Source organism: Nonlabens sp. (assembly GCF_039941875.1).
In the GTDB taxonomy this organism is placed as follows: Bacteria; Bacteroidota; Bacteroidia; order Flavobacteriales; family Flavobacteriaceae; genus Nonlabens.
In genome coordinates this window covers 177,137-197,405 of record NZ_JBDVDQ010000014.1, presented here as the reverse complement: position 1 = coordinate 197,405, position 20,269 = coordinate 177,137, and the positions used below count along the sequence as shown (strand labels likewise).

The 20,269-nt window shown below is 32.6% G+C and carries 25 protein-coding genes; 5 read left to right on the top strand and 20 right to left on the bottom strand.

Going from position 1 to position 20,269, the window contains the following annotated elements:
* The 6 genes from ABJF08_RS08415 to ABJF08_RS08390 all read right to left on the bottom strand — a co-directional run bounded on the left by ABJF08_RS08415 (position 1) and on the right by ABJF08_RS08390 (position 4,838).
* Complete coding sequence (locus tag ABJF08_RS08415) at positions 1 to 834, bottom strand: alpha/beta hydrolase (RefSeq protein ID WP_348115695.1); 834 nt, start codon at positions 832 to 834, stop codon at positions 1 to 3.
* Between the two features lie 588 nt (positions 835 to 1,422).
* Positions 1,423 to 2,040 (bottom strand): L-threonylcarbamoyladenylate synthase, encoded by a 618-nt coding sequence (locus tag ABJF08_RS08410; protein WP_348115694.1) that lies wholly within the window; start codon positions 2,038 to 2,040, stop codon positions 1,423 to 1,425.
* A 3-nt stretch (positions 2,041 to 2,043) separates the two neighbouring features.
* The gene (locus tag ABJF08_RS08405) at positions 2,044 to 2,352 is read right to left on the bottom strand and encodes a hypothetical protein (RefSeq protein WP_348115693.1); all 309 of its coding nucleotides are present in this window, start codon (positions 2,350 to 2,352) and stop codon (positions 2,044 to 2,046) included.
* A gap of 41 nt (positions 2,353 to 2,393) precedes the next feature.
* A complete protein-coding gene (locus tag ABJF08_RS08400; RefSeq protein WP_348115692.1) occupies positions 2,394 to 2,606 on the bottom strand; it encodes a DUF2945 domain-containing protein in 213 nt (70 codons plus the stop codon).
* A 100-nt stretch (positions 2,607 to 2,706) separates the two neighbouring features.
* Positions 2,707 to 4,080, bottom strand: a complete 1,374-nt coding sequence (locus ABJF08_RS08395; protein ID WP_348115690.1) for an aldehyde dehydrogenase — start codon at positions 4,078 to 4,080, stop codon at positions 2,707 to 2,709.
* A 71-nt stretch (positions 4,081 to 4,151) separates the two neighbouring features.
* Positions 4,152 to 4,838 (bottom strand): RNA pseudouridine synthase, encoded by a 687-nt coding sequence (locus tag ABJF08_RS08390; protein ID WP_348115689.1) that lies wholly within the window; start codon positions 4,836 to 4,838, stop codon positions 4,152 to 4,154.
* A 322-nt stretch (positions 4,839 to 5,160) separates the two neighbouring features.
* Between ABJF08_RS08390 and ABJF08_RS08385 the strand changes: the two genes are divergently transcribed.
* Complete coding sequence (locus tag ABJF08_RS08385; RefSeq protein ID WP_348115688.1) at positions 5,161 to 6,303, top strand: fibrinogen-like YCDxxxxGGGW domain-containing protein; 1,143 nt, start codon at positions 5,161 to 5,163, stop codon at positions 6,301 to 6,303.
* Between the two features lie 264 nt (positions 6,304 to 6,567).
* On the opposite strand, the gene ABJF08_RS08380 is transcribed toward ABJF08_RS08385, so the two are convergent.
* The 8 genes from ABJF08_RS08380 to ABJF08_RS08345 form a co-directional block, all read right to left on the bottom strand.
* On the bottom strand, positions 6,568 to 6,918 hold the full coding sequence (locus ABJF08_RS08380) for a hypothetical protein (protein WP_348115687.1): 351 nt from the start codon (positions 6,916 to 6,918) through the stop codon (positions 6,568 to 6,570).
* A gap of 33 nt (positions 6,919 to 6,951) precedes the next feature.
* Positions 6,952 to 7,230 carry a hypothetical protein gene (locus ABJF08_RS08375; RefSeq protein WP_348115686.1) on the bottom strand — a complete coding sequence of 93 codons (279 nt, stop codon included), beginning with the start codon at positions 7,228 to 7,230 and terminating at the stop codon, positions 6,952 to 6,954.
* A 182-nt stretch (positions 7,231 to 7,412) separates the two neighbouring features.
* On the bottom strand, positions 7,413 to 7,793 hold the full coding sequence (locus ABJF08_RS08370; protein ID WP_348115685.1) for a hypothetical protein: 381 nt from the start codon (positions 7,791 to 7,793) through the stop codon (positions 7,413 to 7,415).
* Positions 7,794 to 7,857: 64 nt separating this feature from the next.
* On the bottom strand, positions 7,858 to 8,421 hold the full coding sequence (locus tag ABJF08_RS08365) for a Crp/Fnr family transcriptional regulator (protein ID WP_348115684.1): 564 nt from the start codon (positions 8,419 to 8,421) through the stop codon (positions 7,858 to 7,860).
* A 118-nt stretch (positions 8,422 to 8,539) separates the two neighbouring features.
* Positions 8,540 to 9,262: a tRNA-uridine aminocarboxypropyltransferase gene (locus ABJF08_RS08360; RefSeq protein ID WP_348115683.1), complete on the bottom strand. Its 723-nt coding sequence runs from the start codon at positions 9,260 to 9,262 to the stop codon at positions 8,540 to 8,542.
* Between the two features lie 439 nt (positions 9,263 to 9,701).
* A complete protein-coding gene (locus ABJF08_RS08355; RefSeq protein ID WP_348115682.1) occupies positions 9,702 to 10,094 on the bottom strand; it encodes a hypothetical protein in 393 nt (130 codons plus the stop codon).
* A gap of 106 nt (positions 10,095 to 10,200) precedes the next feature.
* Positions 10,201 to 10,809, bottom strand: a complete 609-nt coding sequence (locus ABJF08_RS08350; RefSeq protein ID WP_348115681.1) for a hypothetical protein — start codon at positions 10,807 to 10,809, stop codon at positions 10,201 to 10,203.
* Between the two features lie 166 nt (positions 10,810 to 10,975).
* Positions 10,976 to 12,763, bottom strand: a complete 1,788-nt coding sequence (locus tag ABJF08_RS08345) for a hypothetical protein (protein WP_348115680.1) — start codon at positions 12,761 to 12,763, stop codon at positions 10,976 to 10,978.
* A 230-nt stretch (positions 12,764 to 12,993) separates the two neighbouring features.
* Here ABJF08_RS08345 and ABJF08_RS08340 point away from each other — a divergent pair, with 230 nt between their 5' ends.
* On the top strand, positions 12,994 to 13,743 hold the full coding sequence (locus ABJF08_RS08340; protein ID WP_348115679.1) for an SDR family oxidoreductase: 750 nt from the start codon (positions 12,994 to 12,996) through the stop codon (positions 13,741 to 13,743).
* Positions 13,744 to 13,817: 74 nt separating this feature from the next.
* The gene (locus tag ABJF08_RS08335) at positions 13,818 to 14,690 is read left to right on the top strand and encodes an RNA polymerase sigma factor (RefSeq protein ID WP_348115678.1); all 873 of its coding nucleotides are present in this window, start codon (positions 13,818 to 13,820) and stop codon (positions 14,688 to 14,690) included.
* A gap of 33 nt (positions 14,691 to 14,723) precedes the next feature.
* Here ABJF08_RS08335 and ABJF08_RS08330 read toward each other — a convergent pair whose 3' ends face one another.
* The 6 genes from ABJF08_RS08330 to ABJF08_RS08305 all read right to left on the bottom strand — a co-directional run bounded on the left by ABJF08_RS08330 (position 14,724) and on the right by ABJF08_RS08305 (position 18,569).
* Positions 14,724 to 14,954, bottom strand: coding sequence for a hypothetical protein (locus tag ABJF08_RS08330; RefSeq protein ID WP_348115677.1), 231 nt, complete (start codon positions 14,952 to 14,954; stop codon positions 14,724 to 14,726).
* Positions 14,955 to 14,957: 3 nt separating this feature from the next.
* Complete coding sequence (locus ABJF08_RS08325) at positions 14,958 to 15,431, bottom strand: hypothetical protein (protein WP_348115676.1); 474 nt, start codon at positions 15,429 to 15,431, stop codon at positions 14,958 to 14,960.
* A 57-nt stretch (positions 15,432 to 15,488) separates the two neighbouring features.
* Complete coding sequence (locus tag ABJF08_RS08320; protein WP_348115675.1) at positions 15,489 to 16,190, bottom strand: YARHG domain-containing protein; 702 nt, start codon at positions 16,188 to 16,190, stop codon at positions 15,489 to 15,491.
* Between the two features lie 173 nt (positions 16,191 to 16,363).
* A complete protein-coding gene (locus tag ABJF08_RS08315) occupies positions 16,364 to 16,786 on the bottom strand; it encodes a hypothetical protein (RefSeq protein WP_348115674.1) in 423 nt (140 codons plus the stop codon).
* Between the two features lie 15 nt (positions 16,787 to 16,801).
* Positions 16,802 to 17,140 (bottom strand): DUF5713 family protein, encoded by a 339-nt coding sequence (locus tag ABJF08_RS08310; RefSeq protein ID WP_348115672.1) that lies wholly within the window; start codon positions 17,138 to 17,140, stop codon positions 16,802 to 16,804.
* A gap of 319 nt (positions 17,141 to 17,459) precedes the next feature.
* Positions 17,460 to 18,569: a M42 family metallopeptidase gene (locus ABJF08_RS08305; protein ID WP_104514887.1), complete on the bottom strand. Its 1,110-nt coding sequence runs from the start codon at positions 18,567 to 18,569 to the stop codon at positions 17,460 to 17,462.
* Between the two features lie 103 nt (positions 18,570 to 18,672).
* Here ABJF08_RS08305 and ABJF08_RS08300 point away from each other — a divergent pair, with 103 nt between their 5' ends.
* Positions 18,673 to 19,467 carry a DUF4294 domain-containing protein gene (locus tag ABJF08_RS08300; RefSeq protein WP_348115670.1) on the top strand — a complete coding sequence of 265 codons (795 nt, stop codon included), beginning with the start codon at positions 18,673 to 18,675 and terminating at the stop codon, positions 19,465 to 19,467.
* Positions 19,468 to 19,598: 131 nt separating this feature from the next.
* Positions 19,599 to 20,234, top strand: coding sequence for a peroxiredoxin-like family protein (locus tag ABJF08_RS08295; protein ID WP_348115669.1), 636 nt, complete (start codon positions 19,599 to 19,601; stop codon positions 20,232 to 20,234).
* Positions 20,235 to 20,269 lie beyond the last annotated feature (35 nt).

Below are 20,269 nucleotides of genomic sequence, written 5' to 3'. Positions count from 1 at the left end.
TTATTTGATAAAATCTAATAATATTTGATTAAGCTCTTCTTTATGAGTTACATAAAGACCATGTGGAGCATCTTTGATAATTTCTAATTTAGAGTCTTTTACTATCTCATGCCCTTGCTTAGAACTAGGTTCTATAGGTACTATGTTATCTGCATCACCATGTATAAATAGGGTAGGGACATCTATTTTGTCTAGAGCTTTTCTTAAATCTGTTCTACCGAATGCGTTGATGCAATCCAGTGAGCCTTTAGGACTTGCACCAGCTGCTATCTGAAAATTATAGTCCAGCTGACCTTGAGAAATACGATCTTTATTATCTTCATAATTCACAAACCCATTTCCAAAACCTTTTAAGAATCCAGCTCGATCCTTTCTCACATTATCTTCCATTCCTTTAAACACCTCGTCAGGAGCACCGTTAGGGTTGTCATCTGTTTTGAGTAGGTAAGGAGCGATAGAACTTATAAAAATTAACTTATCTATTTTACTAGTTCCATAGGTATCTACATATTGAGCGAGTTCACCACCTGCCATAGAAAAACCAGCAAGAATAACATTATCCAGATCTAGTTGTTCAATTAAATCATGTAAATCGCTAGCCATAGTGTTATAATCATAACCATTATATGGTCTAGAAGAACGACCGAAACCTCTACGATCATAAGTAATGACACGATATCCGGCATCTATTAGAACAGGTACTTGATATTCCCATTGTGCGCCACTTAAAGGCCATCCGTGTATTAAAATTATAGGTTGTCCGCTACCGTGATCTTCAAAATAGATACTCACGTTAGCATCTTGTTGTGCAGTTTCTTTTTCTAAATAAGACATTATTATGGTGTTTATATTTCTTCTAAAATTAGAGATTAAATAGATAGTATTCTAATAAGAAAGTGTGAAATAAGAAAGCTTTGTGAGTAAAGTAAACAGTAATTAATTAATCTTATTTCTAAGACTAAGAATCTTACAAATGATAAAAATCAAGAAAGAAAGTAGGGCAACGATTATAGAAATGATAATAAGTGATCTAAAGATGTTTTCTTCAGGGAATACTGTATTTGTATAATACCTTTTGGGAAGGTCATGCAAGTAACTTGTTGAGTATACAAAATTTGATAGACAAGAATAGATAAATGAAATGTAACTAGCTGTAAAAATGAGTATCAAAAAGAAATAGGATTTGAACTTTTTAGCGCTTAAGCTAAAAACTATCAAGCTAGAAATAATTCCAGTGGTAAGAATAATAGTGAAAAAATCAACTGAAGGAACAATATAATAAGTGTCGTGAATATTAATATCTAATGTGGAGTCTCTTAACTGTATAGTTTCTAATAACACATACAGGTAAGCGATAATACTAACTACCAGAATTAGAATACTAGCAAAAAACTCTGTTTTATGAAATTTAGAAATCAATTTTTACAAATCTATAGACCCTTTTCCCTCACGTATAATTAATGGCTCATCTTCAGTAAGATCTACGATAGTAGAACCTATGTTACCACCATAACCACCATCTATAACATAATCCACTAGATTATCCCATTTCTCTGCTATAAGACTAGGGTCTGTGGTGTATTCTACCACTTCATCTTCGTCTTTAATAGAAGTAGAAATAATAGGGTTACCTAATAGTTTTACCAATTCTATGGCAATATTGTTATCAGGTACACGTATACCTACCGTTTTCTTTTTCTTAAAAACAGTCGGTAAATTATTGTTACCTGGTAATATAAAAGTATATGGACCTGGTAGGTTGCGCTTTAATATTTTAAAAGTATGAGAGTCTATCTGGCTTACATAATCACTTAGATTACTTAAATCTTCACAGATAAAGGAGAAATTTGCTTTTTCTAGTTTTATTCCTTTAATCCTAGCGATTTTTTCTAAGGCAGATTTATTGGTAATGTCACAACCTAGACCATAAACAGTATCTGTAGGATATATGACTAGAGCACCGGCGCGCATTGCTTTGACTATACGCTCTAGTTCTCGCTGATTAGGGTTATCCTCATAAATTTTAATTAACTGTGCCATAATTTAATACTGCGGATTGATAAACGATTTTATAGGAATCCATAAAAAAGCAAGTGCCATAATTGCAATAATTATTTTAATCCAAAACTTCAGGTTGCTGTTACCAGAATTAGGTACCGCCTCATATCTATATTTTCCATTTCTATCTATTTTAATAGAAACAGAACTCTTAGGAGCATCGGTATTGGAGCGTTGACTTTTTAAAAACCATAAATAGCCGACCACTATTACACTCGCTATAAATAGCAAGCCTAAAAGGCTTTGTGCGCTAGATGCTAGCAACTGTTGTGATGTAATCAATGATAGATTCAAAATGGGAATATTATATGGTTAAATTTAGTCAATTAAAATGATTAATCGGCACGTTCTACTTCACTTTCTAGTTTTAAAACGCTATCGCCATCATCTTGTTTTATATAAAGTGCTTTGTTTCCTTCTTCGCCATTTCTTGTGACTTCGTTTCCATCGATTTTTCTGGTCACTTTCTTAGTAAATGTAGACTCTACTTTACCTGTGGCAGTACCGTTTCCCCATTTCCATTTTACGGTAGTTCCTTCCCTAATCATGTTTTTTCTTTAAAGATAGTTGCGGTTCCGCTTTCGCGAAAGCGTGCTAACAACATCTTAACGACACTTTATGATCCTTTTGTGAATGCCCTCATAAGTGCTATAACCACTGAAGTAATTTTTTTATAGTTTTCAATTTACCTTGATAAGGAGCGTACTTTAATGGTAAATCTATCCAGGTGCCACGATGCACGACACTCTTGTAATGTGAAAAAGTTTCAAATGTTTTCTCTCCATGATACGATCCCATTCCACTGTTACCGACACCACCGAAGGGTAGTCTGTCGTTGATAAATTGAACGATGCTGTCATTAATAACACCACCACCGAAGGAGAATCTGTTCAAGAACCATTTTTCAAATTTAGAATCATTGGTAAAACAATAAGCACCTAGGGGCTTTTCATAACTATCTATCCACTGTTCTAGATCTTCTTTGTTTTTAAAACTGATAACAGGTAAAATAGGGCCAAAAATTTCTTGCTGCATTGCCTTACTCTCACGGCGAGGTTCATCTATCAAAGTAGGAGCGAGGTACAGCGATACTCTATCATTATCACCACCTTCAAGAATAGTTTCATTTTCTAACATTTCCATGAGTCTATCAAACTGATCGTTCCTTATAATGCGAGGTAAGTCTGGTGAGTTCTTAACATCGGCTCCAAAGAATTCATGAATTTGATTCTTAATCTCATCAACTAGTTTATGCTTTACATCTTTGTGCACGAGCAAGTAATCTGGAGCAATACAGGTTTGTCCTGCGTTTAAGAATTTTGCCCATACGATACGTTTTGCAGCTACCTTTAAATGAGCAGTGTTATCTATAACGCATGGATTTTTACCACCTAATTCTAAAGTTACAGGAGTCAGGTGTTTTGCTGCGGCCTGATATATCTTTTTACCTACTGCAGGGCTGCCTGTAAAAAAGATGTAATCCCATGGCAAAGCAGTTAATTCTTGTGCCACGACAGCATCACCTAGAGCAACATAAACATGATTTTTTTCAAATGCATCTTCTATAATTTCTTTTAGTAAATGAGAAGTAGCGGTAGTGAATTCACTCGGTTTTAATACCACCGTGTTACCAGCTGCCACCGCGCCTATTAACGGACCTAAAGCAAGTTGAAAAGGGTAGTTCCACGGTGAGATAATTAATGTATTACCATAAGGTTCTGGATATCTTCTAGACCTAGATGGAAAGTTGAGTATAGAAGGTCTAACCTTTTTAGGGTTAGATAGCTTACGAGTTTTCTTAATGTAACTTTTAAGTTCACCTAATATGACATTGTACTCGGTTAGAAAAGCTTCAAATTCACTTTTAGAAAGATCGGTAGCAAGTGCTTCATAGATCTCTTTTTCTCGACTTTCTATGGCTATTTTAAGCCGTTTTAAACTCATAATACGATAGGATACATCTACCGTTTTACGCGTCTTAAAAAAGTCCTGTTGTAATTTATGGAGTTGCTCTATATTCATAATTTGTACTGTGAATAGTAAAGCTAAGAAATAATCAACGTTAAATGATAACGTTTAAGATAACAAAAAAATTAAAGCTTTGAAACGGCTTTCCAGATAGGGTCTTTTACATTGACAGGAGCGGTGATTTTTACAGTTTCTTTTTTTACCGGATGGATAAACTCTAAAAACCTAGCATGTAGGTGTATGCTTCCATCTTTGTTGCTGCGTTTTGCTCCGTATTTTAAATCACCTTTAATCACGCAGCCTATCTTGCTTAATTGCGATCTTATTTGATGGTGTCTACCAGTTTCTAATTTCACTTCTAATAAAGTATAACGATCTAGTTCCTTAATTACCGTGTAGGAAAGTATGGCCTTTTTTGAATTAGGCACCTCATGATCATGAGCATAACTTTTATTCTGTTTAGGATTGCGCACTAGGTAATGTTCTAGACGTGCCGTTTTATTAGGTGCTTTACCTTCTATAATCGCCCAGTAAGTTTTTTCTGTTTTATGCTCAGAAAAAAGTTTATTCATTCTAGGCAAAGCCTTTGAAGTACGTGCAAATATAACCACACCACTAGTAGGTCTATCTAGTCTATGAACCACACCTAAAAATACAGCGCCAGGTTTGTCATATTTTTTTGCGATATAGTCTTTAATTAAATCTGGTAGTATTTCATCTCCAGTTTTATCTCCTTGAACTAAATCACCAGATTGTTTATTAATCGCGATAAGATGGTTGTCTTCAAAAAGAATGCGCTGCGTTATGGACATAAAATAAGTTCTTCATACAAAGGTAAAGCACTTATCGCTTTTTGAAACATCTAAGTAGATTTATAGTGTTTAATCTAACTCTACTTATATCTATTTTTAATGAAACAAAAGTGTTTCAAACAAGCATCTATAGCTTTGTTAACACGTGTAAATACTGTATTTATCGATTAAATACAGTATGTTTTATACTATTTTAAACGGTTTATAAGTGACCGTACGAAGGAATCGATTTATTATTAAAATTTCTTATTAATTATCTAAAGTTAAATGATTTAAAGGCTTATAATTGTAGGATAATACTATTAATATTAAGTTAAATTCCATGCTCAAGTTTCATTGCGTATTAATATTCGTTCTAGTTAGTTTTAATGTTGGTTTTTCACAAGTAGGTATTGGGACGGCGGTTCCAGATGCTTCTAGTGCATTACATATAGAATCTACAGATCAAGGTGTTTTATTACCTAGAATGACCGAAGTACAAAGAGATAATATACTATCACCAGCTGAAGGTCTTTTTATTTATAACTTAGACAGCAATTGTTTTCAATATTATAAAGGCTCATCATGGTCAGGATGTTTAGGAGAAACTCCTATTAATTCCTTAGATTGTTCATCTGCTAGTATTAATGGAGGTTATCAAGCAGGAAGCCCATTAAATGCGAGTAACACACTTACCATAGATGTATTTGTTAATGTGATAGAAGCATATACTATAACTACCGATACGGTAAATGGATATAGCTTTTCGGCATCTGGTGCTTTTACTTCTATAGGTGTAAATACCATTACATTAAATGGTTCTGGTACACCTATAAATGAGCAAACAGATAATTTTACCATAACCTTAATGGGACGAGGTGCTAGTTGTACAGCGAGTGCTACTGTGACAAATGTTTTTCCATCTTGTCTAGCTTATTATAATGCTGGTGCTAGAACAGACGGTGTGTACACCATAGATCCAGATGGTGCAGGTAGCAACCCTTCTTACGATTGTTATTGTGATATGACTAACGATGGCGGTGGCTGGACTTTAGTATTTGCTCATGATACTTCTGGCGGTTATTTTTCGAACGATGCAGAAGCTAGCGAGTTTAATGTAGCCTCTCCAGGATTATCCACAAATAAATATTCCATTTTAAGCAAAATAGATGAAGTCAAATCTGCAACAGGTTATGAATTTAGATTGCATTATCCAACTTTAAATTTAACAAATCACTGGAGTCAGACTTTTGACCCAAGAAGTGGAGCATCTGCTACAAATCCTGTAACTGGTTACACACCTATTAATATTTCTATGACCGAGAATGGATGGGGTGGACTTGAATCATCTGGTGGTAATACCTATCTAGACGGAACGGTAAGCAGTGGTAACTGGTTTTATTCTATAGGTAGCGTTAACTCGTGGAATGGTGGTCTACCTTCTAATTCTCCGCCTGTAGATAGAGTACAGTTATTTATAAGATAATTGATTATAGATTTCTCAGAATAAAAAATCTCCCAAAAAGAACTCGTTGTTTTTGGGAGATTTTTTTTAAGAAAAAGCTAAATATTATTTCTTTTTTTGATGATCTTTATCTTCATCTTGATTGTGAGTTTTCAACCATTCTTCGCCTTTTTTATCCTTAAAGAAGTCCATCCATACATAATACAAAACCTTATCTTCTTCTACAGTTACAGAGTGACTAGAACCTAGAGGAATGTGTAAGACAGAGTATTCTGGAAAATCTACTTAAGCATCGTCTGCATACACAGTACAATCGTTATCGGTTAGACCTAAGAACAATTGTTCTAACATAGGGTGTTCATGAGCACCTACCTTAACAGGTCCAGTGGTTTGCACAGTTCCCATCGCTATTCTAGGAATAATTTTATTAGGTAAAATAGTACGACTTACTGTATTGGGACTTTTAATAGGCTCGGTATATGATTTACAATCTGTAAATTTTGCATAATATACATTTTCAGTATTCTCTGCAGGAAAACCCTCTAAATCCATTTTATCTTGATCAGTTAATTTACTGGTTATTTTTAGGTAATGCAACGTTTCTTTATCAGTGGTTTTTATTTTAATATGATCCATTGCGTTAGGTAGAAATATTGTTTCAGGTACAATTTAATAGGTTTTATTTCCCGCAGTAACTATTCCTGAACCTTTCATGAATAAATAAATGGTTCTATGACCTTCTATATAAATTTTTGTTTGAGTTTTTTTATCTCCCAAAGCAACGTGATCTACTTGAATTCCTTCTATTTCATTTTCTAAAATAGTTTTTGAATTAATTCCAAAAGTATCAGTTGGTTGTGTTTCTAATTGCTTTAGAGGTATTTCTTGCGCATTCATAATAGGCAAAGAGATAATAAGGATAAGAAATACTATGATATTCTTTATCATTTGTTAGGGTTTTATCTATTCATATGAAAGTATACAAATTATTAAAATTCTTAAAGTACACAATAGAGAAGTATAATATAATGATCTTTTATGCAATATGTTATCGCTTTCGCGAAAGCGAAATTATCATACCAACTATAATATTATAATCTAGCTCTTATCATGTTACTCATTACTCGTTATTAGAGTTTATAATTTGTATATTTTTTGAGTTCTAGATGTTGATTAATCGCCATATAAAGTACGATTAAAGCGATACTTAAAACGAGTAGATGACCTAAGAAAGAAATTTCAAAGGGGTCAAATACTACTAAAATGAGACTACCCATTACCCAGAGATAGTCTTGGATAATGATCCAAAGAATAGCCATTTTTCTGACTTTAATACATTCATACCAAATAGATAGCGCAAAATAAATCAAAGCGATTCCTACTATCCAAAATACAGTACTATTGCTCGTACCAAAAACTTTTGAGATCTGTATGTGTAATAATATAAGTACAATGCCTGATGTGCCAGAGAATATAGCGTTAAGTTTTAGCGCTTTTTGTAATGCTTTCATTTGCTTTAAATTTTATAGAGCAAATTTCAAACAACTAGAAAGTATTTCTCTTGACAAATGGTAATTAATTCACTTTTCTCAATCTACTCAATGTTTCTGGAGTTACACCTAACATAGAGGCAATGTATTGTAAAGGCACGTTTTTAAATAGATCTGGCTCTTCACTTAATAATTGATCATAGCGCTGTTTTGCCGTAGTATGTAGTTGCGAGAACATATTTCTTTCTAGCAATGCAAAAGAATTTGCTAAAAGAATATTGTCAAATTCTAACCACTTAGGTTGTGTCTTATTTAATTTAAAATGATCTTCTCGACTTATCACATGGAGTTTACAGTCTGTTATGGCTTGTATATTCCAGTGGTTACTTGTTTCGAAAATAAAACTGGATAATGAAGTTATAAACTTACCTTGACTTGCTATCCATAAGGTTATTTCGTTACCATCAGCAATGTCATACATTCTCATATAGCCATTTTCTATAAAAGCCATTTGCCTACATAAGTTTCCTGATTTTAAAAAGAAGTCTCTTTTTTTTATTTCTATTGTTTTAAATGAAGAAACTATTTGATCTGTAGTTTCTGTATCTATAGTTACATGACTCGAAATGCAGTTTTTTAATTTTTCCATTTGTTTATAGAAATTAGTGATAATCTAGATTTGTGCAATGACATCCATTGTGTTAGTTATTTAACACACAAAGTGGTAAAGAGGTTCTAAATAAGGTCTTCAATACCAATAAATGAATTTACGTTTCTAGAATCGTACTTCTTTGTGTATTCTTTTTGTATTGATTTTTAGGAGTGATCTTTTTGTTTGCCATTGGAGAATAGTTCTTACTATCTGGGTTGAGGCAATATTCCATTTGATATTTGATCATCTTTTCAAACGGAACAAGGAACTTACTCGTATCACAATTTTCTAAATTATTAGTCTTAAGCAAATTAATCACCGTGTAGACAGATTCAATCGTACTTAAACATAGAGGTTCTGGTTGCTGCTTGATGATAAACTTTGATTTAATTGAATTGTTAAAACTTACTCTTTTAAGCTGTTGTAAGTTTTTACTCAGTTTAAGCATTTTACGAGCACATGGCCAGGTACCATCTAGTATAAATAGATAGGCATGCTGTCCCATAAAATCATTCATTTCTGTACTATTACTGATGGATAAGTTGAAACTTTCTTTACCAGGGTAGAGTAGGAAGGAAGCATTATTTTGATCTGAAAGAATTTCATTAACACGTGGATGCTTATTAAAATCAACACCTACGATAATTTCGGCATTGTCTAGCTGTAAATTGGTCATGTAACCAGTACCGTTTTTCTGTTTCTTATACTCTTTAGGATGCATTAAGATAACGAATCGAGTGTTAGTTGTTAACGGTTTGATAAGTTCACAAATACAAGTGCTTACTGGCCTCATACAAGTATAACACTGGTTTCTATGCTGTTTTAATTCTTTTTGCAATGTGATTTTATCATTTACTATCAGGCTGTAAATTTAGAATAGTGATTTCAATTGAGAACCTTTTTAGCAAACTATTAAAGAGAAATAAAATTAGCATAAGTTATATCTCCAATAAAAACTGGTTGGTTGTGTGGTTAATTTTTAATCCAACTAGCCTTTTCTCTCATTATTTAATTTCTTGTATTTGTTTTAAACACGTATTCTTATAATTTGGATTTGTTCATATAAAATTTGAAGATTTATTACTTGAGCTTAGAATTTCATCTAATTGTTCAGCATTTTTAATGTTTTAATGTTTTGTGTCTGTATTTTAACCACTCCTTAATAAATCTTTTTTAATTAAGTCATCGGGCAAGACTTAATTAGCGTCTTATAAGTTCAATCGTACTATGAGCTATTTCTGAATAGTTCATGTTTAAGCTTTGCTTTTATGAGTTATTTAGTTCTCGTTAAAATCTATTTGGTTACAAAATTTAATTAACTTTTCTCGGTATCTCCATGGTTTTGTTTTGGCTGGTAAACGACTTAACCAATGGCTGTTTGGTCCTTTACTTCCTGGTCTTTTGTTGGATAGCTCTATAGTCGTAGGAAGTAGTTTTCTACCCATTATCGTTTTAAATTCTTCAAATTGAGCTTCACTAGTAAACGAAAATCTAAATCCATCTAATTCAATAGTCAAGTAACGATAGCCTAAACTGCCGTAACGAACTGGTGCTGGAGGATTAAATTTTTCAGATGTGTACCAAGGCTTATAATCTGCCTCAATATGAACCCAATAGGCCATGTGACTGTTTTTCCAATCTTCTGTATATCCAAAAGTTTTATTTTTCATTTTTTAAAATAATAGACTAATTTATGTAGCTGATAGATAAGATGTATCAATCACTAATATGCTATCTAACTTATGAAGATAAGAAATGATTTCATCTCATTAGATTTTATGCTCTAAAACGTTTACTCGTCAATTTTTGCTTTGCTTGGTTTTTCACCTTTTTGGTAAGTCCATTTTCTGCGAACTTTAAAAGTATATTTCGTGTTAGATCTTTATGATTTAAAATATAAACTTGCAGTTGAGCGCTGCCGTTTTCTAGTATATTATTAACTATGTCTGTAGAGATACCGTTTTCTGTAATTTTCAGACGGTATGATTCTGAAAGGTCATCGATTACACCTCTTTTTTCTATCATTCTTGGATCTTTAAAAACAGGTAGCGTTCGCAATAAGTCTTCTAGCTTTTCAACAAGAACTAACCGAGACTTGGTAGCAAAATTTAAAACAGGATGTTCCCAATTAGGTTCTGTATCGAATTCGTTAGTAATAGGGTTAAAGTTTTCTACAAAATTTAAAACTTGTAATTGATATTCACCATCTAGATCTAGTTCTGGTCGCCATTGAACATCTATTATTTTTAATCGCGCGTTATTACGCAACATTAATAAACTAGAACCTTCAAAATACGATTCATGACCTGGTATGGGATCCACTTCATAAAATTGATTGTAGGTCACTTGCCAACCAGCCTCAATTCTTATGGGTTGAAGATTCATTGTTTAATTCTAGATTTTGAATGCATCTTATGAATGCAAGTGATTTTGTGATTGGAATGTTTTGTAAAATAAACATTAAACTCCTGAATTTCAGTGAATTTCTTAAAATGTCCATTCTATACATTAAAAATGGTTCATATTATTTTTTATGTAGTTGAAGCTTTTATCATAGTCCAAACTTCACACCTAGCTTAATACCTATAGTTGATAAGTTAACATCATTACTTTTATTATTAAAATTATTGTATTCAAAGCCGAATAAGAAAGCACCATAACCAGCCTCATATTTTATATTAATATTGCTTATTTCATTAAAAACATAATCTGAATTAATGAATTCTATATTTTTATCATTTACTGTATAAGTTGCCATTATTCTGCCTAATTCTTGCTTGTTTTTTCCTGAAAAATTATAAGCTAGACCTAAACCGAAGGTAGGTATAAATTCTTCCGTTCCAATTTCAAAATTAACTACACCATTTTCCTTCTCTCGATGAAAATATTGTATGTTTTGGCTTACAATTAAGAATGAAAATTTCCTTGCACTTCCCATATTAAAACCTAAAGCATAATAATACTTTCCATATTTTGTGTTTTCTTCAAAATCATTATCACTGTCTGGTAATTGTTCTACATTTCCCCCTGAAGCATTTAATATAGCTCCTGCGTCTCCTAACTTCAACACATAATTATATGAATATTCACCTTGTATTTCTAATGCTAGTTTTCTTCCAAGAGGAAATGTTAACTCTGTGTTTAAATTTAACGGTATAGCTCCATCAAATTGACCATCGTAAGATCCAAACAAAAAATTCATTCCAGAGTTCAACATAATTAATGCTCTTCTATCATCATAACCATATTCAATACTAGCTAGTTTTTTCGAAACCTCTCTCGTTACAGTTCCTCGTATCTCATCTTGTATATATTCAATTTCTGCTTTACTTAAATAATCACTGTAACTTTTAGCGATTTTCAATAACCTGACTCTTTCAGCCATATTAGATGTTGATTTAGCTTTGCTGACTAAATCTAAAGCCAATGTCCTCATCTTAATGTAATTTAAAGCTTTCTCTTCAGACTCAGTTTCTTTTTTTTTCTCCTCTTCTTTTATCTTTTCATAATCATCTCTCTCCTTTTCTTTTTCCTCTTTTTTTGTTTCAACCGTTAAGCCGACGTTCTCATTAACTTTAGCCGATCGTTCTTCATTCTCTATTTCTTTTTTTGCAAGAACTCTCATTTTTTTCTCAACGCTTTTTATTTCTGATGAATAGTTGTTATCATCATCTATTTCGGATAGTTGATTATAGATTGTTTTCTTTTCTAATAAACTATTTTTATTATCATTAGGTAACGAATTAGCTTTTTGAATTAGGTTAGAAATTCTATCATCTAAACTTAGCTTTTCATCAATGGCGCTATTAATTTCTAAAATTAAATCTGTAGCCCCTAAATCTTCTAACTTAACGTTATTAGCTTTTATTTTAAGTGTTTTTGCTTTGTTTAAGGCATCGCAGGTGATGCAATCCCTTTCACTTGGGTCTATATTAAATTTTCTAAATAAACCATCTTTTGCTGCGTCTGATAAGTATGCTGGAAAATTAGTTTCTGGATCTAAATTATATGCTGTATAAGAAGAAGTACCCTTGTAAAAATTAATATCCACAATAGCCTTATTTGTAAATCTTTTTACAGAAATGGGATAAGAATAACCAACTGTTGATGCGTCAATTCCTTTGTAGTTGTAAGAAGTTATTTGATAGTTATTTACTTTATCATATACTTTTATATCACCTAGTAAGCCTTCAATTTTAACGGTGAAATTTACGTTTGCTTTATAAGAATAAGTAGCATTCATACTACTTGTGCTGCCGGTTACAGTAACATTGTCCGTTTGTTGACAAAAAACGTTACTAGAATATATGAAAAGGAGTAAAGCGAATAGTTTTTTCATTTCAGAATATATTTTATCCGCCAAAAAAAAACTTTTTCTAATAAAACCACAATACCCCAAAAAGGGTATATTTCTAAGTGAGTAGATTCTATGAGAATAGGAGAGAAGAGTCCATCTAATATAGCTTAAATCATTGTTTCAAAAATAGTTTTGTAACACGTCCATTTATCTGTTGTCCAAGTTACAGATACAATATTAATATGTTTAAAATATTTAAAAGAAATAGAACAATGGGAAAATTAGAAGGTAAAGTAGCAGTAATTACAGGTGGTGCAAGTGGAATAGGCCTTGCAACCGCTCAAGAATTTGTTAATAATGGCGCAAAAGTAGTCATCTTCAGTAGAGGACAAGAAGCGCTAGATGCTGCTGTAGAGCAATTAGGATCTAACAGTCATGCGGTTAAAGGTGATGTTACTAATCACGCAGATTTAGAAAGATTGTTTTCTGAAACTAAATCAAAATTTGGTGGAGTAGATACGTTATTCATTAATGTAGGTAAAGGAAAACTAGCTCCTGTAGAAGATACTGACGAAGCATTTTTTGATGACATGATGGATGTGAACTTTAAAGGTTCTTACTTCACGCTACAAAAAGGTATCAAGAGTTTAAATGATAACGCGTCTGTTATTATGACTACTTCTTATTTAAACGAAGTTGGTTTTGGTGGTAGTAGTTTATTAAGTGCTAGTAAAGCAGCACTTAGATCTGTAGTACGTGTTGCGTCTGCAGAGCTTGCTCCTAGAAAGATACGTGTTAATGCAGTAAGTCCTGGACCTATCGGTACTCCATTCTGGGGTAAAATCGGTTTACCAGATGATGTTCTTGCTGGAGCTGCAGAGGCTATTACAGCACAAACAGCTTTAAAGCGTTTTGGTGATCCAGAAGAAGTAGCAAAAGCAGTATTGTTTTTAGCTTCTGATGATTCTTCTTATATCATCGGTGAAGAAATCGCTGTACAAGGTGGAATCAACTCTATATAATTGTAGAGTACATATTAATTCTTAACTTAAGCCTTGTTTCAAATTATTTGAAATGAGGCTTTTAATTTTATATTATGAACAATTTTTTATCAGACAATTATTCAGACTATACCGACACACAGTTAGTAGAACTATCGATAGATGGAGGTAAAAAAGCTTTGCAAACTTTAATTATCAGGCATCAAATGTTTGTGTATAATCTAGCTCTTAAAATGGCAGGTAATACGCAAGATGCTGAAGATTTAACTCAAGAGGTTTTTATAAAAGTTATTACGGTTCTCTCTAAATTTGAAGGTAAAAGTAAATTTACGACATGGTTGTACCGTATTACAGTGAATCATTTTTTGAATAGTAAAAAACAAAATGCTAAATTAAAGCTAGTGAGTTTTGAGAGTTATTTTAACTCAATAGATTCTGTGCCTAGTTTTGAGTTAAATGACCAAGAACAAAAAGAATTTAAAGATTCAATAGAAGAGATAAGAATCAATTGTACTACAGGTATGTTGCTCTGTTTATCTAAGGAACAGCGCATGATTTACATTTTAGGAGAAATGTTTGACATAGATCATAATCTAGGCGGTGAGATTTTAGGTATTACGCCAGGTAATTTTAGAATCAAATTAATGAGAACCAGACAGGAACTGTACAACTGGATGAATAAAAAATGCGGACTCGTTAATGTGAAGAACCCTTGTAGATGTTCTAAAAAAATGAGAGGTTATATTAAAGAAGGGAAAGTAGATCCTGATAATCTTAATTTTAACACGAGATTTAAGTCTACCATAAGTGAGATGTCTAAAAATAAAGCAAAACCATTTACAGATACGGTAGAAGAGTTGAATAAGAAAGTATTTCAAAGCCACCCAGCGCAAACACCTATACAGGCATCAAAAATTATTGACGAGATACTAAATAACGACTTGATTAAATCTATTTTAGAATTATAACAAGTTCTTTATAGGAGTCAAACGATCTTAGAACTAGGGTAGATCTTGACCTTTACTTTTTTCAAGAAACTTCCATACTATCAATGATAACCCTACGATTATACCTGATATGAGCAGGATGTTAACCATTAAATCATTCTCAAAAATCCAAAATGTAAGCGAACAAAAGAATAGTAAAGAACCACCTACAAGTCCTCTTACACTAGAGAATTCTATAAAACGATCTAATAAGATACCAAAACCTTGATGTCCTAAAAATGGCATAGGTTACTTTTTAAGTATATGCCAGCCTAGATCGCCGTGTATTCCCATTCTTCTAAGTACTGTTTTGCGCTTTTTAAAATTTATTTCTATTAAAGCGGTTACATTTTCTTCTACCTTATTCCATACAAGGTCAGTATCTACAGCAGTTTTTATGTAATCTATATCTAACTCACTTGCTTTTAGATTGGTCTCGTTCTCATAACTGAATAAACAAGAGGAGCCATCGGTATAAACGATAACTTGTAATTTTAGTACACCTCTTAGTTTCTGAAAAGCTTTTTCATTAAGGCTGTTCTTAATAGCATCTATGATTTTAGAGTCTTCTATTTTTGCTTGTTCTACTTTACTTTCTAGGCCAAATCTAGAAGTATCACAATCTCCTAATTTGTTATCATAAATGTTTTGAGAGATACCTTGTTGTACTGCGATAAATAGAACGCAAGTTGTGATAAAATATCTTAGTTGGGTGGTTTTCATAATAGAGTGGTTGGTGTGATAATATTTTATAGAATTCTGTTGTTAGTGTTTATGTTCCTATTCCAGACTCTTAATTAACTGAATATTTGATAATTCAATTTCATTTAAAAAGCGATCTACATTTTTATGCTCTGCAGTGTACCAGTCTTGTTTTCTGAAATATTGATCCATCTTACCATTTTTAATGAAGGTATACCCATATCGAGCATATATTTCATTTCTCATGATGGCTAGCTCACTTTTAGACATGTCTTCTAATTCTTTAGGATCAAGTTTTCGGTAAGAAGCTTTTGCATAGTTACCGTAATAGATGTGTTCAAAAACTAATCTTGTTTTAGTCCCTATTTCATATTCACTGTCTTCTATCCAGCTGGTCCATGGGTTATCTATTTTTAAGGCTTTGTAGACTTCGCCAGACTCATTTGTAAAGGACACGAATTTACCATGATACTGATCGCTAGTAAAGTTTCCCTTTTTGTCAATTTCAATATGAGTAAGATTGATAAAATTACGCTTGCGAGATAACACCTCTTTTTCTTCCCAATAGGCATTATGCACCTGACCGACGATAACATCTCCACTGAAAAATAAATGCAATTCAGATTCACTTTCACTTTCACCAAAATGATACGAACCAGCATATTTTAATTTAAATTTTGGAATCCAATCTGTTAATTGAGTTTCTTTAATTTCTTGTCCGCCCCAGTATTGAGCACAAGTAAAGTTGGATATAAATAGTAGTAGGAGTAAGGGTTTCATAGTTGGGTAAGTTTTGATTGTGTATTTAAAATAAAAAAAGACTGGGTGATAATTTCGTCATTTTGACCATCTAAAACTTTCCATTTGCTCTAAATTTACTCTCATTATATATTCATTTTCCCTTTCTAAGTAATGGTCTAAATTGCTTTTTGAATATTTTGATTTTTTTGATTCTACCATTTTTTGATCGCTTCATGTAATGGGTAAAAAGTATTTTTATATTTACCTGGATCAAATATTTTATTTTCCAATTTTAAGGATTCATTAGTGTCACATATAATTAATGTCCCCTTGCCATTACTAAATCTTCTAGCACATTCTAAACGATCAGTGAAACTTACTATTTTATTAGATTTACTAATCCTATTACAAGAACGAAACAAAACAGGTCTTGATATTGGCAAATAGTTTTTTAGAACAATTTCCCAAACATCGTAAAAAGCTTTAGTCTTCTCGCTTCCATCAGAAATGACCCAATTAGCAATAAATCTATACGTTTCCTTTGTTATAGTTTCATTTTTTTCTACAATATTTACTAAATTTAGAGCTATTCCTTGCTTTTCATTTTTGGTTAATCTATAGTGATCAGTTTTCATTTTTATAAATATAATTTACCAATCTCTTGTAGCTATTAATTCTTCAATATCTGCTTTAAAACCATATGTATTGGATATAAATTCAAAATCCATTGCAATAGATTCTCTTGCGGCAGTTTCTATTTCACTTTCGTTTTCATAAAACTCTTCTTGCAGATCGTTAAATTTATCTGTCGCATTATGAGATAATTTATATAATTCCTCTAGGTTTTTCGGTTTCTCAGATTCTATTTGGTAACATAAATCAATAAGTATTTGTTTTCCCTTATCAACAAGATTATTGGGGAAAAATGGATCGTTATACATTTCTTTTAGAAATGAATATTCAGTTATGGTTGTATTAGTTAATTCCATTTGTTTTTTTTGGTGTTAATTGACAAGATACTAGCGTTAAAAATAAAGTTATTGAATAAAAAATAGAACTTTTCATATAAATTTTAATTAAAATATAAAGCTTGCTTATTGTTTAAAGCTATTCAACTTTGGTAATTGTTACAAGCCCTAAAACTACTGGAATCTAATTATAGTAGAAAGCACAGTTTTCAACAATCTAAGTTAAAATTAATCACCTTAAATTCCCTTAAAAAAAACAAATCCCCACTGGCTAGCGCCAGTAGGGATTTTAGGTATCTATCAATTTAAGTAATTGCTTACTTAAAAAAGTTTTTATGATCTAGTATAAACCTTCATTCTTGTTAGAGAAGTAATTAAAATCATGATTGTTCTCAATTTTTAATAGAGATTCATAAATCATCTTAATAACATTTTCTACATCATCTCTATGTACCATTTCTACCGTAGTATGCATGTAACGTAAAGGTAATGAGATAAGCGCACTAGGTACACCACCATTAGAATAAGCAAAGGCATCTGTATCTGTACCAGTAGAACGTGATGTTGCACGACGCTGGTAAGGGATATCCTTAGCATCTGCCGCGTCCATAATTAGGTTGCGCAGGTTATTCTGTATAGCAGGGGCATAGGCTAGGACAGGTCCTTTTCCTATAGCTGCATCACCATTTGATTTTTTATCAATCATAGGTGTTGTAGTATCGTGAGTCACATCAGTCACTATCGCAACATTAGGTTTTATAGTTTGAGTAATCATTTCTGCACCACGCAATCCTATCTCTTCTTGTACAGAGTTAGTAACATATAGACCGAAATCTAATTCCTGTTTGTTCTCCTTTAATAAACGAGCCACCTCGGCTATCATAAAACCACCCATACGGTTATCTAGCGCACGACATACAAATTTGTTTTTGTTCAACACAAAAAACTCATCTGGATAAGTAATAACACAACCTACATCTACACCTAGTTCTAGCACCTCTTCCTTAGTCTCACAACCAGTATCTATAAAGATGTTGTCAGGTTTAGGCGGCTGCTCTTTTGCACGAGAACGTGTGTGAATTGCCGGCCAGCCGAAGACTCCAGTCACAATTCCTTTCTTAGTATGAATGTTTACCTTTTTAGATGGTGCTATTTGATGGTCAGACCCACCATTGCGCACCACATAAATAAGACCATCATCTGTAATGTAATTTACATACCACGAGATCTCGTCAGCATGTCCTTCTATAACGACTTTAAACTTTGCATCCGGATTAATAACACCTACTGCAGTACCATAATTATCAGTAATAAACTCATCTACATATGGTTTCAAGTAGTCCATCCACACCTTTTGACCGTTCCATTCATAACCAGTAGGAGAGGCCGTATTTAGGTATTTTTCAAGAAAGTCGAGAGATTTTTTATTTAAAATGCTTTTTTCAGCCATGTGATAAATTTTAGAACGTGAAGATAATAATCTATGCTCAAAAACGCTTGTATATTATAGGGTTTCTTATTTTTGGAATACTTTTAGTGAGTAAATGGATATGATGAATAAGGTTATCGTTTTATTAATGGTTTTTTGTGGTCTCGCTTTCGCGAAAGCGCAACAGACACCATCACCACAGCCAGTATCAAAGGACTCGATCATAAAATCTCCTGTAGAGTATTTTTATGTAGATGGAGATTCCATTAACGCGATAGAATTAAATAGTGTCATGCTCTTACAAGATCTAAAATTTGAGAGCAGGTACGAGCGCATTAAATACCTGATTTTAAAACGTAAAGTATTAAAAGTATGGCCGTATGCAAAACTTGCTGCCGAAAGGCTTACCGTATTAGACGAGCGATTATCTTCTCTTAGGACTAAAAACCAAAAGAAGAAATATTCTAAAATGGTAGAAAAATATATAGAAGAAGAATTTACTGCCGAGCTTAAGAAACTTTCTAAAACAGAAGGACAAATACTCATAAAACTCATTCATAGACAAACTGGAGACACGGCTTATGCGCTTTTAAAACGTTTAAGAAGTGGCTGGAGTGCTTTCTGGTTTGATAAAACAGCGAGCCTGTTTGATATCTCTTTAAAAGAAGAATACAGTCCAGAGGCTGTTGTAGAAGACTTTTACATAGAAGATATATTATTAAACAGCATTACAGACGATAAATTAGAAGACCAGGCAGCAGCCATAGAATTTGATTACTTTGAAGCACGCAAAAACTGGAAGGAGTATGAGAACAATTTGCCAGAAACTTATGATAGTATACAGCTGTCTGCCAGAGCACAACGTATTAAGGAATACCGAGAGAAAAAAGCACGCAAAGCAAAACGCAATAAGAAATAGGAGCGAGGTTTCTTATTAAAATCACATTTTCATTACTACCTAAAATCTAAAATTTAGGTTTTCTTTAATTGAGAATTTATACTTCTGTGAGATTTATCTTTTAATATTGGCTAACAATAAAAAGAAAGAAAATGAATCTTATAGCACAATTACAAGCTCTAGCAGAAGGCAGCGCATCACGTCACCCAGGAGAATCACAAGAAATCATGTCTAACGGTATCAAAGAACTTAAAAGCTCTCATATCGTTGCTAAATCACTGAAGACAGGTGATAAGATACCAGCGATTAAATTACCTAATCAAAATAACGAACTGGTAGATGTGAACGAGATTTTAAAGACTAATAAAGTAGTACTCTCATTTTATCGTGGTGGATGGTGTCCTTATTGCAATCTAGAATTAAAAGCACTGCAACATTTTTTACCAGAGATGAAAGAAAAAGGAGCGAGGCTTATCGCAATAAGTCCAGAAACTCCAGATAATTCTTTGTCTACTCATGAGAAGAATGAACTCACATTTGACATTCTTACCGATAAAAATAATGAACTAGCAAGATCCATGAATCTAGTTTTTACACTTCCAGAAGACCTACAAAATCTGTATAAAAAATTCGGTATTGATCTAGATGGAACGCAAGGAAATACGAGTCAAGAATTACCTCTAGCTGCCACTTATGTAATAGGAAAAAATGGTATTATTGAGTATCATTTCATAGAAGAAGATTACAAGCTCCGTGCTGATCCAAAGAAGATTTTAGATACTCTATAATTTAACATATTCTTGCACTATAAGCAATGTCTATA

What these genes read in the sequence shown, in the direction of transcription:
- ABJF08_RS08415 (WP_348115695.1), bottom strand. Translation starts at nt 834, where the DNA reads ATGTCTTATTTAGAAAAAGAAACTGCACAACAAGATGCTAACGTGAGT.
- ABJF08_RS08410 (WP_348115694.1), bottom strand. Translation starts at nt 2,040, where the DNA reads ATGGCACAGTTAATTAAAATTTATGAGGATAACCCTAATCAGCGAGAA.
- ABJF08_RS08400 (WP_348115692.1), bottom strand. Translation starts at nt 2,606, where the DNA reads ATGATTAGGGAAGGAACTACCGTAAAATGGAAATGGGGAAACGGTACT.
- ABJF08_RS08395 (WP_348115690.1), bottom strand. Translation starts at nt 4,080, where the DNA reads ATGAATATAGAGCAACTCCATAAATTACAACAGGACTTTTTTAAGACG.
- ABJF08_RS08390 (WP_348115689.1), bottom strand. Translation starts at nt 4,838, where the DNA reads ATGTCCATAACGCAGCGCATTCTTTTTGAAGACAACCATCTTATCGCG.
- ABJF08_RS08385 (WP_348115688.1), top strand. Translation starts at nt 5,161, where the DNA reads ATGCTCAAGTTTCATTGCGTATTAATATTCGTTCTAGTTAGTTTTAAT.
- ABJF08_RS08380 (WP_348115687.1), bottom strand. Translation starts at nt 6,918, where the DNA reads ATGGATCATATTAAAATAAAAACCACTGATAAAGAAACGTTGCATTAC.
- ABJF08_RS08375 (WP_348115686.1), bottom strand. Translation starts at nt 7,230, where the DNA reads ATGATAAAGAATATCATAGTATTTCTTATCCTTATTATCTCTTTGCCT.
- ABJF08_RS08370 (WP_348115685.1), bottom strand. Translation starts at nt 7,793, where the DNA reads ATGAAAGCATTACAAAAAGCGCTAAAACTTAACGCTATATTCTCTGGC.
- ABJF08_RS08365 (WP_348115684.1), bottom strand. Translation starts at nt 8,421, where the DNA reads ATGGAAAAATTAAAAAACTGCATTTCGAGTCATGTAACTATAGATACA.
- ABJF08_RS08355 (WP_348115682.1), bottom strand. Translation starts at nt 10,094, where the DNA reads ATGAAAAATAAAACTTTTGGATATACAGAAGATTGGAAAAACAGTCAC.
- ABJF08_RS08350 (WP_348115681.1), bottom strand. Translation starts at nt 10,809, where the DNA reads ATGAATCTTCAACCCATAAGAATTGAGGCTGGTTGGCAAGTGACCTAC.
- ABJF08_RS08345 (WP_348115680.1), bottom strand. Translation starts at nt 12,763, where the DNA reads ATGAAAAAACTATTCGCTTTACTCCTTTTCATATATTCTAGTAACGTT.
- ABJF08_RS08340 (WP_348115679.1), top strand. Translation starts at nt 12,994, where the DNA reads ATGGGAAAATTAGAAGGTAAAGTAGCAGTAATTACAGGTGGTGCAAGT.
- ABJF08_RS08335 (WP_348115678.1), top strand. Translation starts at nt 13,818, where the DNA reads ATGAACAATTTTTTATCAGACAATTATTCAGACTATACCGACACACAG.
- ABJF08_RS08330 (WP_348115677.1), bottom strand. Translation starts at nt 14,954, where the DNA reads ATGCCATTTTTAGGACATCAAGGTTTTGGTATCTTATTAGATCGTTTT.
- ABJF08_RS08325 (WP_348115676.1), bottom strand. Translation starts at nt 15,431, where the DNA reads ATGAAAACCACCCAACTAAGATATTTTATCACAACTTGCGTTCTATTT.
- ABJF08_RS08320 (WP_348115675.1), bottom strand. Translation starts at nt 16,190, where the DNA reads ATGAAACCCTTACTCCTACTACTATTTATATCCAACTTTACTTGTGCT.
- ABJF08_RS08315 (WP_348115674.1), bottom strand. Translation starts at nt 16,786, where the DNA reads ATGAAAACTGATCACTATAGATTAACCAAAAATGAAAAGCAAGGAATA.
- ABJF08_RS08310 (WP_348115672.1), bottom strand. Translation starts at nt 17,140, where the DNA reads ATGGAATTAACTAATACAACCATAACTGAATATTCATTTCTAAAAGAA.
- ABJF08_RS08305 (WP_104514887.1), bottom strand. Translation starts at nt 18,569, where the DNA reads ATGGCTGAAAAAAGCATTTTAAATAAAAAATCTCTCGACTTTCTTGAA.
- ABJF08_RS08300 (WP_348115670.1), top strand. Translation starts at nt 18,673, where the DNA reads ATGAATAAGGTTATCGTTTTATTAATGGTTTTTTGTGGTCTCGCTTTC.
- ABJF08_RS08295 (WP_348115669.1), top strand. Translation starts at nt 19,599, where the DNA reads ATGAATCTTATAGCACAATTACAAGCTCTAGCAGAAGGCAGCGCATCA.